11 protein-coding genes and 1 pseudogene are annotated in these 15,836 nt (G+C 59.2%); 10 read left to right on the top strand and 2 right to left on the bottom strand.

From position 1 onward, the window contains the following. Nucleotides 1–30: 30 nt before the first annotated feature. Entirely contained in the window at nucleotides 31–390 is a 360-nt protein-coding gene (locus CKW26_RS22205; protein ID WP_095050188.1) for a DUF6124 family protein, read from the bottom strand. A gap of 688 nt (nucleotides 391–1,078) precedes the next feature. Here CKW26_RS22205 and CKW26_RS22210 point away from each other — a divergent pair. Further along, nucleotides 1,079–4,210 carry an Ig-like domain-containing protein gene (locus CKW26_RS22210; protein WP_095050189.1) on the top strand — a complete coding sequence of 1,044 codons (3,132 nt, stop codon included), beginning with the start codon at nucleotides 1,079–1,081 and terminating at the stop codon, nucleotides 4,208–4,210. Between the two features lie 140 nt (nucleotides 4,211–4,350). Here CKW26_RS22210 and CKW26_RS30550 read toward each other — a convergent pair. After that, nucleotides 4,351–4,446: pseudogene (locus CKW26_RS30550) on the bottom strand (DUF6124 family protein); the annotation flags it as partial. A 617-nt stretch (nucleotides 4,447–5,063) separates the two neighbouring features. Between CKW26_RS30550 and flhA the strand changes: the two are divergent. From flhA to CKW26_RS22255, 9 genes are all read left to right on the top strand, one after another. Beyond that, on the top strand, nucleotides 5,064–7,193 hold the full coding sequence (gene flhA / locus CKW26_RS22215; RefSeq protein ID WP_093439768.1) for a flagellar biosynthesis protein FlhA: 2,130 nt from the start codon (nucleotides 5,064–5,066) through the stop codon (nucleotides 7,191–7,193). An 11-nt stretch (nucleotides 7,194–7,204) separates the two neighbouring features. Beyond that, on the top strand, nucleotides 7,205–8,545 hold the full coding sequence (flhF, locus tag CKW26_RS22220; protein ID WP_008077677.1) for a flagellar biosynthesis protein FlhF: 1,341 nt from the start codon (nucleotides 7,205–7,207) through the stop codon (nucleotides 8,543–8,545). Nucleotides 8,546–8,661: 116 nt separating this feature from the next. Then, nucleotides 8,662–9,492 carry a flagellar synthesis regulator FleN gene (gene fleN, locus CKW26_RS22225; protein ID WP_003222917.1) on the top strand — a complete coding sequence of 277 codons (831 nt, stop codon included), beginning with the start codon at nucleotides 8,662–8,664 and terminating at the stop codon, nucleotides 9,490–9,492. Then, a complete protein-coding gene (fliA, locus tag CKW26_RS22230; protein ID WP_093439777.1) occupies nucleotides 9,489–10,229 on the top strand; it encodes an RNA polymerase sigma factor FliA in 741 nt (246 codons plus the stop codon). Before fleN ends, fliA begins: the two co-directional genes overlap by 4 nt. 166 nt (nucleotides 10,230–10,395) lie before the next feature. Further along, nucleotides 10,396–10,767: a chemotaxis response regulator CheY gene (locus CKW26_RS22235; protein ID WP_161986607.1), complete on the top strand. Its 372-nt coding sequence runs from the start codon at nucleotides 10,396–10,398 to the stop codon at nucleotides 10,765–10,767. Nucleotides 10,768–10,785: 18 nt separating this feature from the next. Beyond that, nucleotides 10,786–11,574 (top strand): protein phosphatase CheZ, encoded by a 789-nt coding sequence (locus CKW26_RS22240; RefSeq protein ID WP_007920000.1) that lies wholly within the window; start codon nucleotides 10,786–10,788, stop codon nucleotides 11,572–11,574. A 54-nt stretch (nucleotides 11,575–11,628) separates the two neighbouring features. Continuing rightward, the gene (locus CKW26_RS22245) at nucleotides 11,629–13,905 is read left to right on the top strand and encodes a chemotaxis protein CheA (protein ID WP_095050190.1); all 2,277 of its coding nucleotides are present in this window, start codon (nucleotides 11,629–11,631) and stop codon (nucleotides 13,903–13,905) included. A 49-nt stretch (nucleotides 13,906–13,954) separates the two neighbouring features. Beyond that, nucleotides 13,955–15,091, top strand: a complete 1,137-nt coding sequence (locus tag CKW26_RS22250) for a chemotaxis response regulator protein-glutamate methylesterase (RefSeq protein WP_095050191.1) — start codon at nucleotides 13,955–13,957, stop codon at nucleotides 15,089–15,091. Continuing rightward, on the top strand, nucleotides 15,091–15,831 hold the full coding sequence (locus CKW26_RS22255) for a flagellar motor protein (RefSeq protein WP_003222929.1): 741 nt from the start codon (nucleotides 15,091–15,093) through the stop codon (nucleotides 15,829–15,831). The genes CKW26_RS22250 and CKW26_RS22255 overlap by 1 nt, the downstream gene beginning before the upstream one ends. The last annotated feature ends 5 nt before the right edge of the window (nucleotides 15,832–15,836 follow it).

Below are 15,836 nucleotides of genomic sequence, written 5' to 3' on the forward strand. Positions count from 1 at the left end.
CTCCCACAGGAGGGCATCAGTGGCGGCGCTTTATTGCGGCAATTCCAGATTATCCATCACCCGATTCACCGCCAGCTCGCCGAGCATGATCAGTTGCGCGATCCCCAGCAGCGTCCTGCGCTGCGACGCGGGTATGAGGTGGGCGAAGTCATGGGCGATGGTTCTGGCGCAAGCGAGTGTTTCGCTGGCATCGGCCAGCAGTTCTTCGTTTTTGAAGTCGGCGGTCACGGCGTACATCCGGCGGGTTTTACGCGGTGGTGGAGTAGAGCCGGGTGGGCACAGGTAGTGATCGAGGGCGCGTTCGGCGGCATCGTTGAGTTTTTTTGAATCGAGGGATTCGTAGGGGGAGGTGGAGTCGGTTTCGGGCGGGTTGGGTGTTGGTTTGATCATGGTGAAGCTCCTGAGGTTATGGAGCCACTCTTTCCCTGTCGCTAAACAAGTGAAGGTGGCAGCTGTACGCAGGTTAGCGAACCGGTCACAGGCACCCCGGTAGACCCAAAGGTCTCCCGCATACAGCCGCCATAACGTAATTGCGGGCGAAGAGTCCCACAACGAAGCCACGAACGCTGATGCACTGAGATGGTCCGAGTCGCTAAACCCGATCGCTGATTCGTCAGCGACCGACCCACAATAGAACCCGCCCCCAAAGCGCACAAGCCGGCGGATTCTGGCGTAGCTGTAGGCAATGGCGCAAGAATTTGTAGCCTGGAAGGCGTGTCTGGAGGTGTCTTTTAAACGCCTGAGTTTAAAAGGCGATTTGCGCTGACTTCACTGGCCCCTTCGCGAGCAAGCTCGCTCCCACATTTGGAATGCATTTCCCAGTGGGAGCGAGCTTGCTCGCGAATGGGCCATCCCGGTCAGCAGAAAAATCTCGATCAAGCCCCGCTCACTGGTTAAATAAATCCGTCCCCCTGTGCGCATCCGCCAGATTGTATTTTCCTCCTCGGGTGTCAGCGCCGTTTGTCTGAAAAACCCGCGCACCTGTTAGTTCTGACAGTGGTCGAATGTTGTCGTGAGGTTTTCAATGGCCTCTGCAGATCCTTGGCAAACCGCTACGGAATTTTTCAGGAGCAGGGCGATGATTGGTTTGATGGTGATGCCGATTGAGGACGATATCGACGATACGCAACATGACATAACCCCTTTTGACTCCAACGGAGGTATGGGGCTTTTTTCGTTGTTCCCGCCCAATATCCCCGGGCAGTTCACAGGCATCGATTTTCCGCCGGCGCAAGTGGGGGTCAACCGCCCCTTGCTTTATACGAGTGCCAACGGACTTCGGGTGCTGGTACAGGCCTATCTGAATATGGCCGAAGGCGACACCATTCGACTGTACGTCGGTGAGAATTTGGTTGACACGTCGGTGCTGCCTGCTGACCACGGTAATCTCGATGTGGTGATGCACATCGCTGCGAAGCTGGTTCCGGCCGGCGTGCATACCTTGCGCTACGAGATTCTGCGCAAAAGCGGTCAGCCCCCTGAGGGGGCGCAGATCGAAGTCTGGTTCAAGATCGATCCGCCGGGTGGCAACGATCCCGAGCCGGACTTGCCCGGCCATCAACGACTCAAGCCGGCTCGACTTCAGTTGAAGCCCGGGCAGGTCATTGACGAGGAAGTGGCTGCCGAGGGCGTCACGGCGGTTATCCCTCCCTGGCCCTTCATGACCAAAGGGGACAAGTTGAAACTCTGTTTCCACGGCATTGCTGTCACGCCCTACACGGTGCTGGAAAGCGAGGTCGGAAAAGAGATCAGTGTTTTCATTTCGCCAGAGAATATCCGGGATGCGGGCCCCGCAAATCCGGCGGTGGTGGTCTATCAGATCGAAGATCAGGTAGAGAACGTCAGCGACTTTTCGGAGCGTACGACCGTCATCAGCGATCCAGACAAAAACTGGCTCGATCCGGTATTCGTTCCTCTCGCCGATGAAGATCTGGTCAGCCTTGATGAGGTTGGATTCGACGACCTGGAAGTTCAGATCATTACGCGCACTGGTTTTGTGAAGGGGCAAAAACTCCGGCTTCAATGGACGGCTACGGCGCAAAGCGGAGAGGTGGTCGAGCACAATGAAGAGCAATCGATTACTCGTATCGGGATTCAGTCTTTCAAAATTCCCAATCCGATAGTGCTTGCCAGTGCGTCCGGGCAGGTGCAAGTGGATTACCGGCGCATCAAAGATGAGGGGGAGCCGGATCGTTCAGAGATCTATATTTTCACCTTGCAAGGAAAGACGTTGCGACTGCCGGCGCCGTGGATGACGGATCTGGTGGGCGGCACTCTGGATCCTGCGCTAAGTCAGACCGTGGTGTTGTGCGGTCCCGATGACCGGATCAAAAAGGGTTTCAGAGTCACATTGACTTGGATGGGGACCAGTGCTTCCGGACGCCCGCACCTGTATCAGACGTATCGCGACGTCAGCGACCGGTTGGTAGGGCAGGCCATTGCCTTTAATGTCACTGGCAACAACATCGCTCCATTGATCCGAGGGTCGGTCGGTGTCTCGTATGAGGTCAGCCATGCCACGTTGAATCCTGCATTGGTATCGGAAAAGCTGTATGCACGTGTAGACGATTTCAAACCTGTCTTGCCTGCGCCGGTGGTCATTAGCGCCATTGATGGTGTGCTCAATCCTGCGCATGTGCCGTACGGAACGGATATTCAGGTTGCAGCAGCTTCGTATACCCGCCTGGGCGATGTGGTGCATGTGGAGGGGCGGGGCGATGCGGGCGGGGTAGTTTTTCGGGACAAGTTGCCGATTGATCAAACCCGGGCAGACAAAGATCTGGAATTTTGGCTGGACGGCGAAGCTATCAAGTTCTATCGGGAGCAGTTTTTCAGTGTGCTCTGGTGGATCGAGCGGCCAGACGAACTGCCGCAATCATCCGCGTTGCTCGAGTTGTATATCGGCGATCCGGCGCAGTCGTTGCAGCCGCCAACTGTACGCCGTGCGCCTGATGGCGTACTTGACCCGCTGGAAAATAATGGCGGTGCCCGAGCGCGAGTCCATGTGGCCAGTCCGCGCCCGGGTGATCAAGTGCGTTTGCTGGTCAAAGGGGCGCCGGGGGAGGGTTCGCCGACGTTTGCTCCTCTACCGTTGAATGCTGACAACGTTGCATTCTTTGTGCTGCGGCCTTCATTCATTGCGGAAAATCTGGGAAAACTGGTTGAAGTCCTTTACGAGCTGATCAGAAACGGCAAGACGATCCAGTCCAGGCCGTTGATGTTGACGGTCAAGACAATCAGTGACGGTGATCCCGTCCTGACTCGGCCGCATATCGTCGAAGCCGGTGCTGTACCGCTGATCGATCTGAGAATCATCCAGACTGACCTCACATGTGTGGTCAAGCCGCCGCTGCCGATTGCCGAGGTCGGGCAGCGCGTCTGGATCATGGTCAGCAGCGAGGGCGTTGAGCCGTTGGTATTGCGCCCCGGTACCGCGTTGACTGCCGAAGAAGTGACTCAAGGCATCAGCGTCAAGGCGGCGCGAAGCTGGTTCTACTCTCTGAAGGATCTTTCTGGATGTGCGTTGACCTGCAAAATAGCACTGAAAAGCACGGATGATGAGGACGCGGCATTGGTGCTTCCTGTGGCGCGGTATACCGTCAAAGTCACAGAAAAACTGGCAATTGATACGCAAACGATGCTTTTGAATGGCTGGAAACTGTTGGGCGGCACAGCGTATGGATTACGCGAGCGCGAGGTTGTCAACAATGTGCAAGTGCGCGTTCCAACGGGCGGGCGGCCGCCTTACACCTATCGTTCAGCCAATGCGGGCATAGCATCGGTCGATGCCAATGGCAAAGTGTCGGGGCTAAGTAATCAATCAACCACTATCACTGTGACGGATGCCGATGAAAACCAGGTTTCTTATCCGGTGCGGGTGATGAATGTCTACCGGCTGATATTGAACAATACCTTCATGACTGCAGCCGAGGCCGGCGCCTGGTTCAGGCAGTTCGGTGCCGTTAGCATGGACAACAGTGGACAACCCATGGGATGGGGGATTTTGCATAACAACTTTGTTGACGTGACGCCCATCTATGGCGGGCGGGGCTTGTATTACGGGCGGTTTGTGTCGGTCAATCTTTCATACCCGCACTTGTATGCAATCGAACATTCGTTGCTGGTGAGCAACGGGGTCATGGGCAGTCGCAACGTGTTTTTATCTGATGGGGCGACTCGCTCTCGGGCAATGGGGTATTTCCCGACGTAGTCAGATAGGCGTCATGGCTGAAAGTGGCGGCGATCAGCGCTTTCAGCGGCTTTCCGGGCGGGGCAAGCCGTTCTGGAGCCATCACTGTGGATCGTTCCCGCGCATAGTACGGGAACGATTTTCTGCACGGTAGTCAGGCGTTAATTCGGCAATTCCAGATTATCCATCACCCGATTCACCGCCAACTCGCCCAGCATGATCAGTTGCGCAATCCCCAGCAGCGTCCTGCGCTGCGACTGCTCCTAGAGTCATTGGAGCTGCCAACGTTCGCTGCGAGACGAATGAAGGTGGCAGCTATACGCGGGTCGCAGACCGGGACTCTAGAACCGGCAGACCCGAAGGTCTCCCACGTACAGCCGCCATAAAAAAGCGGGTGTTGTGCGTCCAGAGATCGACGGGCTGCGAGACCCGATCGCTGATTCGTCAGCGACCGGGCCACAATAGAACCCGACCCCGAGACGCACAAGCCGGCGGATTCTGGCTTGGCTGTAGGCAATGGCGCAAGGATTTGTAGCCTTGAAGGCGTGTCTGAAGGTGTCTTTTAAACAGCTTCGTTTAAATCGAAAAATTTGTGCCGGACATAAGGGCCCCTTCGCGAGCAGGCTCGCTCCCACATTTTGGAATGCATTTCAATCTGACATCTGGAATGCAATCCCCTGTAGGCCTTCGCCTGCTCGCGATGAGGATTTTTCAGTCGATCAATTCGAACCAGACAAACCGCTACCGCGAGCAGGCGAAGGTCTACATTGGTCATATTTTCTCTCCCCGGTCAAAGTTGGAAAGCTTCTTGCAGTACCCGCCGTGAGCCCGCTCTGGGCGTCAAAAGTTTGCTTTAAAGGAACGGGGAAAACCGGTGGATCGCTCTCAGTTATTCAACACTGCTCGCACAAACGTTGCCGACCTCAGTCGAGGCAATCTGGGCGTGCCGTTGTTGCTGCTGGTCATGCTGGCGATGATGATGTTGCCGGTGCCGCCGTTCCTGCTCGACGTGTTCTTCACCTTCAACATTGCCCTGTCGATCGTCGTCCTGCTGGTCTGCGTGTATGCGCTGCGGCCGCTGGATTTCGCCGTGTTCCCGACGATTCTGTTGGTCGCGACGCTGTTGCGGCTGGCGTTGAACGTGGCCTCGACGCGGGTGGTGATGCTCCACGGTCAGGACGGCCACGCCGCTGCCGGTAAGGTGATTCAGGCCTTCGGTGAGGTGGTGATCGGCGGTAACTACGTGGTCGGTATCGTGGTCTTCGCGATCCTCATGATCATCAACTTCGTCGTGGTCACCAAGGGTGCCGGACGGATTTCCGAGGTGAGCGCGCGCTTTACTCTCGATGCGATGCCCGGCAAACAAATGGCGATCGACGCCGACCTCAACGCCGGTCTGATCGACCAGAACCAGGCCAAGATGCGCCGTCAGGAAGTCGCCCAAGAGGCCGAGTTCTACGGTTCGATGGACGGTGCCAGCAAATTCGTCCGTGGTGACGCCATTGCCGGCCTGCTGATTCTGTTCATCAACCTCATCGGCGGTATGGCTGTCGGTATCTTCCAGCACAACATGAGCTTCGGCGATGCCGGCAAGGTTTACGCCTTGCTGACCATCGGTGACGGTTTGGTGGCGCAATTGCCATCACTGTTGTTATCAACAGCGGCGGCGATCATGGTGACCCGTGCTTCCGGTTCGGAAGACATGGGCAAACAGATCAATCGCCAGATGTTCGCCTCGCCGAAAGCGCTGGCGGTGGCCGCCGGTCTGATGGCGGTCATGGGCCTGGTGCCGGGCATGCCGCACTTCTCGTTCCTGAGCATGGCTGCGCTGGCCGCTGGCGGCGCGTACCTGTTCTGGAAAAAGCAGAACGTTGCTAAAGTCGTGGCGTTGGAAGAGGTCAAGCGCCAGCAGGATTTGCTGCCGTCGCCGGCCCGCGCCATGGAAACCAAAGAGCTGGGCTGGGACGACGTGACGCCGATCGACATGATCGGTCTGGAAGTCGGTTATCGCCTGATTCCGCTGGTGGATCGCAACCAGGGCGGGCAATTGCTGGCGCGGATCAAGGGCGTGCGCAAGAAGCTCTCGCAGGATCTGGGCTTCCTGATGCCTACCGTGCACATCCGCGACAACCTCGATCTGGCGCCAAGCGCCTATCGCCTGACCCTGATGGGCGTGATCCTCGCCGAAGCCGAGATCTACCCGGACCGCGAACTGGCGATCAACCCAGGCCAGGTCTACGGCACGCTCAACGGTATCAACGCCAAAGATCCGGCTTTCGGCCTCGAGGCGGTATGGATCGAAATCAGCCAGCGCGCCCAGGCACAATCGCTCGGTTACACCGTGGTCGACGCCAGCACCGTGGTCGCGACCCACTTGAACCAGATTCTGTACAAGCACTCCAGTGAGCTGATCGGCCACGAAGAAGTGCAGCAACTTATGCAATTGCTGGCCAAAAGCTCGCCGAAACTGGCAGAAGAGCTGGTGCCGGGCGTGGTCACGTTGTCGCAGCTGCTCAAAGTGCTGCAAGCGCTGCTTGCCGAACATGTGCCGGTGCGCGATATCCGCAGCATCGCCGAAGCCATCGCCAACAACGCCGCGAAGAGTCAAGATACCGCCGCGCTGGTGGCTGCTGTGCGGGTCGGCGTATCGCGCGCCATCGTCCAAAGCATTGTAGGCACTGAGTCCGAGCTGCCTGTGATCACCTTGGAACCAAGGTTGGAACAAATATTGCTCAATAGTCTGCAGAAGGCAGGACAAGGCTCGGAAGAGGGTGTTCTGCTGGAGCCAAGCATGGCCGAGAAGCTGCAGCGTTCGCTCATCGAAGCGGCGCAGCGTCAGGAAATGCAAGGTCAGCCGGTGATCCTCTTGGTAGCCGGCCCGATCCGCGCGATGCTCTCGCGCTTTGGCCGCCTCGCAGTCCCTGGATTGCATGTGCTGGCCTACCAGGAAATACCGGACAACAAGCAAGTGACCATCGTTGCGACAGTAGGGCCCAACGGCTGAGGTAGTGGTTTATGCAAGTTAAGCGTTTCTTTGCCGCCGATATGCGTCAGGCCATGAAGCTGGTTCGTGATGAGCTGGGCGCTGATGCCGCCATCATTGGCAACCGCCGCATTGCCGGCGGTGTCGAGTTGACGGCGGCACTGGATTACAAATTGTCGGCGCTGGCGCCACGGGTTCCGAACATGGAACTCGAAGACGAGCTGCGCAAGACCCAGTCGCGCATCGTCACCGCCCAGGCCGAGTTGAGCCTGCGTGGCGAAGCCGACGGCAACAGCAATCGCCAGATCTTTGCCGGGTTGCCGTTGACGGCCGGCCTGCCGCTGACCGCCGCTGAACCGCTGAGCGAGCCGACTTACGCCGCTCCGGCGCGTCCGGCCCCGGCACCTGCACAGTCCTCCGGCGGTGTCGATCCGCGTGCACTGGATTCGATGCGCTTTGAATTGAACAGCCTGCGCGAGCTGATGGAAGTTCAGCTCGGCACCCTGGCCTGGAATCAGCTGCAAGGCAGCCGTCCGGCGCAAGCCAACCTGTATCGCCGTCTGCAACGTATCGGCCTGTCCGGCCCGTTGTCGCGCGATCTGCTGGCGATGATCACCGATATCGAAGAACCGCGTCAGGCCTGGCGCATGTTGCTCGCGCACCTGGCACGGATGATTGCCGTACCGGAAGTCGAGCCGTTGGAAGAGGGCGGGGTGATTGCCATGGTCGGCCCTGCCGGCATGGGCAAGACCACTACACTCGCCAAGCTTGCCGCGCGTTATGTGCTCAAATACGGCGCGCAGAATGTCGCGCTGGTGAGCATGGACAGTTTCCGTATCGGCGCTCAGGAACAACTGAAGACGCTGGGCCGCATTCTCAATGTGCCAGTGACCCACGTCGATCCGGGCCAATCGCTGGTGCAAGCGCTGGATCCACTGCTGCGCAAACGCGTGGTGTTGATCGATACTGCCGGCCTGCAAGCCAGCGATCCGGCCCTGCGCATGCAGCTGGAAAGTCTGGCCGGGCGTGGCATTCGTTCAAAAAATTATCTGGTCTTGGCAACCACCAGCCAGAAACAGGTTCTAACCGCCGCTTATCACAGTTACAAGCGTTGCGGGCTTGCCGGCTGCATCCTGACTAAACTGGATGAAACGGCCAGCCTTGGCGAAGTGTTGAGCCTGGCGATCAGTCATGAATTGCCGGTCGCGTACCTGACCGATGGCCCACGGATTCCGGATGATTTGCATCTGCCGCGCCGTCATCAACTGGTCAGCCGCGCCGTCAGCGTGCAAATGCAGGAAGAACCCAGCGAAGAAGCCATGGCTGACATGTTCGCTGATATCTATCACAGCCCGACCAAGCAGGTAGGCTGAGGTATTCATGAACAGTTTTTGTACCTACATCGATGGTCTGCCATGCATTGTTCCGGTTGTGAACGCGCAGCCAGTAATGTGGCCTCCGTCTATGCAAGACAAGGTAAAGAAATAACATGGGCAGCATGCATCCCGTACAGGTGATCGCGGTGACCGGCGGCAAAGGTGGCGTCGGCAAGACTAACGTGTCAGTGAACTTGTCGCTGGCGCTGGCAGAGCTTGGCCGTCGGGTCATGCTGCTGGACGCCGACCTGGGTCTGGCGAACGTTGACGTATTGTTGGGGCTGACCCCTAAACGCACGCTGGCCGACGTCATCGAAGGCCGGTGCGAGCTGCGCGACGTGCTGTTGCAAGGCCCCGGTGGCATTCGCATCGTGCCGGCGGCGTCCGGCACGCAAAGCATGGTGCACCTGAGCCCGGCGCAACATGCCGGCCTGATTCAGGCGTTCAGCGACATCGGTGACAATCTCGATGTACTGGTGATCGACACTGCTGCGGGTATTGGTGACTCGGTAGTCAGTTTTGTTCGCGCCGCGCAAGAAGTGTTGCTGGTGGTCTGCGATGAGCCGACCTCGATCACTGACGCTTACGCGCTGATCAAACTGCTCAACCGCGATTACGGCATGAACCGCTTCCGCGTCCTCGCCAACATGGCGCAGAGCCCGCAGGAAGGGCGCAACCTGTTCGCCAAGTTGACCAAGGTCACGGATCGCTTTCTTGACGTGGCCCTACAATACGTCGGCGCCGTGCCTTACGACGAAAGCGTGCGTAAAGCGGTGCAGAAGCAGCGCGCGGTGTACGAAGCCTTTCCGCGTTCCAAGTGCGCGCTGGCGTTCAAGGCGATCGCGCAGAAGGTCGACACCTGGCCGCTGCCCGCCAACCCGCGTGGCCATCTTGAGTTTTTCGTCGAGCGCCTCGTGCAGCAAACGGCAGGGCCCGTGCTATGACCGCAAGCGGTATGAACTACTACAAGAAGTCGGCACGTGACGCGCAGTACGAGTTGATCGAGCGTTACGCGCCACTGGTCAAACGCATTGCCTACCACTTGCTGGCGCGCTTGCCGGCGAGTGTGCAGGTCGAAGACCTGATCCAGGCCGGGATGATCGGCCTGCTTGAAGTCTCGACCAAATACGACGCCAGCAAAGGCGCCAGTTTCGAAACGTACGCGGGCATACGAATCCGCGGTGCGATGCTCGACGAAGTGCGCAAAGGGGACTGGGCGCCACGCTCGGTTCACCGCAATACCCGTATGGTCAGCGACGCGATTCGCTCAATTGAAGCTAAAACCGGCCGTGATGCTAAAGATCACGAGGTTGCGGCCGAACTCCAATTGAGTCTCGACGATTACTACGGGATTTTGAATGACACCTTGGGCAGTCGCCTGTTCAGTTTCGACGACCTGTTGCAGGACGGCGAACACGAAGGGCTGCACGAGGATGGCGCGAGTGCTCATATGGAGCCGTCACGCGATCTGGAAGATGAACGTTTCCAGGCAGCGTTGGCGGACGCGATTGCCAATTTGCCGGAGCGTGAGCGACTGGTGTTGGCGCTGTACTACGACGAAGAGCTGAACCTCAAGGAGATCGGTGAAGTCCTTGGCGTCAGTGAATCGCGGGTCAGCCAGTTACACAGCCAGTGCGCGGCCCGTTTGCGGGGGCGTTTGGGGGAGTGGCGAGCGCGCTGAAGGCAGTGTGGGGACACTGCGAACGAGGCTGGTGCGGTGATGAACGGCACCGGTCTTGCTCTGTTGTGCTCCAGACAGTCTTCGAGTGCTGCGCCGATTGATTGAAGTGGCGCGTCCAGGTGCTGGGCGCGTTTAAGACTGCTTGGAGGTCGAATTGAACAAAGACATGAAAATCCTCATCGTTGATGACTTCTCAACGATGCGGCGGATCATCAAGAACCTGCTGCGTGATCTTGGGTTCACCAACACCGTCGAGGCTGACGATGGCGTGACTGCCATTCCAGTGCTCAACAGCGGAAGCATCGACTTTCTGGTAACGGACTGGAACATGCCGGGCATGACCGGTATCGACCTGCTGCGCCACGTGCGTGCCGATGAAAAACTCAAGCACCTGCCAGTGCTGATGGTGACTGCAGAAGCCAAGCGCGAGCAGATCATTGAAGCCGCTCAGGCCGGTGTAAACGGCTACGTAGTCAAACCTTTCACGGCTCAGGCGTTGAAAGACAAAATCGAGAAGATTTTCGAACGCATCGGCTGATGAACGCGCGGGGGAGCTATGGAGCATAACGAATCTTCACAGGGCGATTTCGAGTCGACCCTGAAAAAACACGCGGTCGAACTGGTCGAAAGCCTTGAAAAAGGCAGGTTCGGCGACGCTGTGCAACTGATCCATGAGCTCAATCAGACCCGTGACCGTGGCCTGTACCAGGAAGTCGGCAAGCTCACACGTGAACTGCACAGTGCGATCGTCAACTTCCAGATCGATCCGAACATGCCGCAGGCCGAGGAAGTGTCGCAAATCACCGACGCCACCGAACGCCTGGGCTATGTGGTCAAGCTGACAGAGGCCGCGGCCAACCGCACCATGGATCTGGTGGAAAGCGCCACGCCGGTGGTCAACAGTCTGGCTGATGAAGCGCAGACCTTGAGCGCCGATTGGGGTCGCTTCATGCGTCGCGAGGTCGGGGCTGAAGAGTTCCGCGAGCTGGCGCGCCGGGTCGACGGTTTTCTGTCACGCAGCAGCACGGACAACCGTGCGGTGTCGAGCAATCTCAACGACATCCTGCTGGCCCAGGATTACCAGGACCTGACCGGTCAGGTGATCAAGCGTGTGACCCAACTGGTCACCGAAGTCGAAAGCAATTTGCTCAAACTCGTCCTCATGGCCAGTCAGGTCGACCGCTTTGCGGGCATCGAACATGACCGCGCCGCGATGCTTGCAGAAAAAGATCCACAAAAACATCTCTCGCAGGGTGAAGGTCCGCAGATTCATGCCGATAAACGAGAAGACGTTGTGTCCGGTCAGGACGATGTGGACGATTTGTTATCCAGCCTCGGATTCTAGAGTTGTGGAATTTTAGGTTTTTTGGGTTTTTAGACCTGTAGGAGCACCCCATTAATGAGCTTCGGCGCCGATGAAGAGATCCTTCAGGATTTCCTGGTTGAGGCCGGCGAGATTCTTGAGCAACTGTCCGAACAACTGGTCGAGCTGGAAAGCCGTCCGGATGACGCAGATCTGCTCAACGCAATTTTTCGCGGTTTCCACACTGTAAAAGGGGGCGCCGGCTTCCTTCAGCTCAATGAGCTGGTGGAGTGCTGTCACATCGCCGAAAACGTGTTCGACATCCTGCGCAAGGGTGAGCGTCGCGTTGATGCAGAACTGATGGACGTTGTCCTCGAAGCACTGGACGCGGTGAACAGCATGTTCAGCGAAGTCCGTGAGCGTGCACCGATCACCGCTGCCACCCCGGAACTGCTGGCCGCCCTGGCGCGTCTGGCCGAACCGCAATCGGCGGATGCCGCCCCGGCATCGCCGGTGGCCGAGATGATCGAAGAACTGGTCGTCGAAGGCGACGCGTCTGGCGACATCACCGATAACGAATTTGAACAACTGCTGGACTCGCTGAACGCCGTCAAGGCTGAAGCTGAAGCCCCGGCCGCTGTTGCACCTGCGCAAACGGCCGCTGAAGCCGCGAGCGACGAAATCACTGACGCCGAGTTCGAGTCTTTGCTCGATCAGTTGCATGGCAAAGGCCAGTTCGCGGCGGATGCCGTGGCTCCGACCGCAGCGGCTGCGGTAGCCCCGGCGGCGGGCGACAGCTCGGATATCACCGACGACGAATTCGAAGCCCTGCTCGATCAACTGCATGGCAAGGGCAACTTTGCCGTTGAAGCACTGGAATCGGCGATCGCCTCGGCACCGGCTGCGCCAGCCGCGCCGGCAGCCGCCGCAGCCGGCAGCGATCTGATCAGCGATCACGAGTTCGAATCGCTGCTCGACGAATTGCACGGCAAAGGCAAGTTCACTGACGTTGGCGCCGCGACTGCCGGCGCTGCTTCCACGGTGGCTGCGCCTGCCGCCAAGGCTGCGGCCGCTCCGGCTGCTGCGCCAAAGGCAGCTCCCAAGCCTGAGCCGAAAGCCGAAGCGCCGAAACCGGCTGCCGCTGCTGCACCGGCTCCGGCCCGTGCCGCCGCTGCGCCGCCACCGGAAAAACCGGCTAGCGAAGCCGAGACCACCGTGCGGGTTGACACCGCGCGTCTCGACGAAATCATGAACATGGTCGGCGAGTTGGTGCTGGTGCGTAACCGTCTGGTGCGCCTGGGCCTCAACAGCGGCGACGAAGCCATGTCCAAGGCCGTGTCGAACCTCGACGTGGTCACGGCTGACTTGCAGACCGCGGTGATGAAGACGCGGATGCAGCCGATCAAGAAGGTCTTCGGGCGCTTCCCGCGTCTGGTTCGCGACCTCGCGCGTCAGCTCAAGAAAGAGATCAACCTGGAACTGGTGGGCGAAGAAACCGACCTCGACAAAAACCTTGTCGAGGCCCTGGCCGACCCGCTGGTCCACTTGGTGCGCAACGCTGTTGACCACGGCATCGAGTCGCCGGAAGAGCGCGAGGCATCGGGCAAGGCCCGTGGCGGTCGTGTTGTTCTGGCCGCCGAGCAGGAAGGCGACCACATCCTGTTGTCGATTTCCGATGACGGCAAAGGCATGGACCCGAACGTCCTGCGCGCCATCGCGGTAAAACGCGGTGTGATGGACAAGGACGCAGCCGATCGCCTGAGCGATACCGAGTGCTACAACCTGATTTTCGCCCCGGGTTTCTCGACCAAGACCGAGATCTCCGACGTGTCCGGCCGCGGTGTCGGCATGGACGTGGTGAAGACCAAGATTTCCCAGCTCAACGGTTCGATCAACATTTACTCGACCAAGGGCCAGGGCTCGAAGATCGTCATCAAGGTGCCGCTGACCCTCGCGATCATGCCAACCCTGATGGTCATGCTCGGCAATCAGGCGTTTGCGTTCCCGTTGGTCAACGTCAACGAAATCTTCCACCTCGACCTGTCGACCACCAACGTCGTCGACGGCCAGGAAGTGGTGATCGTGCGGGACAAGGCGCTGCCGTTGTTCTACCTCAAGCGCTGGCTGGTCAGCTCCGCCGCTCACGAAGAGCAGCGTGAAGGCCACGTGGTGATCCTTTCGGTGGGCACCCAGCGGATCGGCTTCGTCGTCGATCAACTGGTCGGTCAGGAAGAGGTGGTCATCAAGCCATTGGGCAAAATGCTGCAGGGCACTCCGGGCATGTCCGGCGCCACCATTACCGGTGACGGCCGCATCGCGCTGATTCTCGATGTTCCAAGCATGCTCAAGCGTTACGCCGCACGGCGTATTTGAATCCGGGGCGGCGGGGCGACAACGTCCCGCGGCACCTAATGGAGTGTTTATGGCAGTCAAAGTCCTGGTGGTGGACGATTCGGGTTTTTTCCGCCGCCGCGTCTCGGAAATTCTTTCAGCGGATCCGAGCATCCAGGTGGTCGGCACCGCAACCAACGGTAAAGAGGCGATTGATCAGGCGCTGGCGCTCAAGCCGGACGTGATCACCATGGACTACGAGATGCCGATGATGGACGGCATCACGGCGGTGCGGCACATCATGCAGCGCTGCCCGACCCCGGTGTTGATGTTCTCCTCGCTGACGCACGAAGGCGCCCGGGTCACCCTGGATGCGCTGGACGCCGGCGCGGTGGATTTCCTGCCGAAGAATTTCGAAGACATCTCGCGCAATCCCGAGAAGGTCAAGCAACTGCTGTGCGAGAAAGTGCATAGCATCTCGCGCAGTAACCGTCGTTTCAGTGCCTACAGCGCGCCTGCGCCGGTTGCTGCACCAGCGCCGACGCCTGCTCCGGCAGCGTCGAGCTTCAGCAGCCACAGCACCAGTGCACCAACGCGTCCGGCTCCAGCTCCAGCGCCGACTCGCGCCCCGGCCGCCAGCGCTTCGTCGCCCGCGCCGAAACGCAAGGCCTACAAACTGGTTGCCATCGGTACCTCGACTGGCGGCCCGGTTGCGCTGCAACGCGTGCTGACTCAGTTGCCAGCGAACTTCCCGGCGCCGATCGTGCTGATCCAGCACATGCCGGCAGCGTTCACCAAGGCCTTCGCCGAACGTCTCGACAAGCTCTGCCGCATCAGCGTCAAGGAAGCCGAGGATGGCGACATCCTGCGTCCGGGCCTGGCGTTGCTCGCACCGGGTGGCAAGCAAATGATGATCGACGGCCGTGGCGCGGTGAAAATCCTCCCGGGCGACGAACGTCTGAACTACAAGCCGTGCGTGGACATCACCTTCGGTTCGGCGGCGAAATCCTACGGCGACAAAGTTCTGGCGGTGGTGTTGACCGGCATGGGCGCCGACGGCCGTGAAGGCGCGCGTCTGCTCAAGCAGGGCGGCAGCGCGGTGTGGGCACAGGATGAGGCAAGCTGCGTGATCTACGGCATGCCGATGGCCATCGTTAAAGCCGACCTCGCCGACGCGGTGTACAGCCTCGACGACATCGGCAAGCACATTGTCGAGGCGTGTCTCTGATGGATGTTTTAAGCCTTATCGGGATCATCATGGCGTTCGTCGCCATCATCGGTGGTAACTACCTTGAAGGTGGTCACCTCGGTGCGCTGGCCAACGGCCCGGCGGCATTGATCGTACTGGGCGGCACCATCGGTGCCGCACTGCTGCAATCGCCGATGAGCGCGTTCAAACGCGCCATGCAGATTCTGGCGTGGATCCTGTTTCCGCCACGGGTCGATCTGGCCGGTGGTATCGATCGCGTCGTCAACTGGAGCCTCACCGCGCGCAAGGAAGGCCTGCTGGGTCTGGAAGGCGTGGCTGATGCCGAACCTGACAACTACTCGCGCAAAGGCCTGCAACTGCTGGTCGATGGCGCCGAGCCGGAAGCGATCCGCAGCATCCTCGAAGTGGACTTCTACACCCAGGAAGCCCGTGACATCGAAGCGGCGAAAGTCTTTGAAAGCATGGGCGGCTACGCGCCAACCATCGGCATCATCGGTGCGGTGATGGGCCTGATCCACGTGATGGGCAACCTCGCCGATCCGACGCAATTGGGCAGCGGCATTGCCGTGGCCTTCGTCGCGACCATTTACGGCGTGGCCAGTGCCAACCTGGTGTTGCTGCCAGTGGCGGCCAAGCTGAAGTCAATCGCGTTGCGGCAGTCGCGTTATCGCGAAATGTTGCTGGAAGGGATCTTGTCGATCGCCGAAGGTGAAAACCCTCGCTCCATTGAGTTGAAGCTGCAAGGCTTCATGGATTAAGGGAA

This window comes from Pseudomonas sp. Irchel s3h9 (genome assembly GCF_900187475.1).
GTDB classification, from domain to species: domain Bacteria; phylum Pseudomonadota; class Gammaproteobacteria; order Pseudomonadales; family Pseudomonadaceae; genus Aquipseudomonas; species Aquipseudomonas neuropathica.

Coding starts and splice junctions, on each gene's coding strand:
- CKW26_RS22250 (WP_095050191.1), top strand. CDS start 13,955: ATGGCAGTCAAAGTCCTGGTGGTGGACGATTCGGGTTTTTTCCGCCGC.
- flhF (WP_008077677.1), top strand. CDS start 7,205: ATGCAAGTTAAGCGTTTCTTTGCCGCCGATATGCGTCAGGCCATGAAG.
- CKW26_RS22210 (WP_095050189.1), top strand. CDS start 1,079: ATGATTGGTTTGATGGTGATGCCGATTGAGGACGATATCGACGATACG.
- CKW26_RS22255 (WP_003222929.1), top strand. CDS start 15,091: ATGGATGTTTTAAGCCTTATCGGGATCATCATGGCGTTCGTCGCCATC.
- CKW26_RS22205 (WP_095050188.1), bottom strand. CDS start 390: ATGATCAAACCAACACCCAACCCGCCCGAAACCGACTCCACCTCCCCC.
- fleN (WP_003222917.1), top strand. CDS start 8,662: ATGGGCAGCATGCATCCCGTACAGGTGATCGCGGTGACCGGCGGCAAA.
- fliA (WP_093439777.1), top strand. CDS start 9,489: ATGACCGCAAGCGGTATGAACTACTACAAGAAGTCGGCACGTGACGCG.
- CKW26_RS22245 (WP_095050190.1), top strand. CDS start 11,629: ATGAGCTTCGGCGCCGATGAAGAGATCCTTCAGGATTTCCTGGTTGAG.
- CKW26_RS22235 (WP_161986607.1), top strand. CDS start 10,396: ATGAAAATCCTCATCGTTGATGACTTCTCAACGATGCGGCGGATCATC.
- CKW26_RS22240 (WP_007920000.1), top strand. CDS start 10,786: ATGGAGCATAACGAATCTTCACAGGGCGATTTCGAGTCGACCCTGAAA.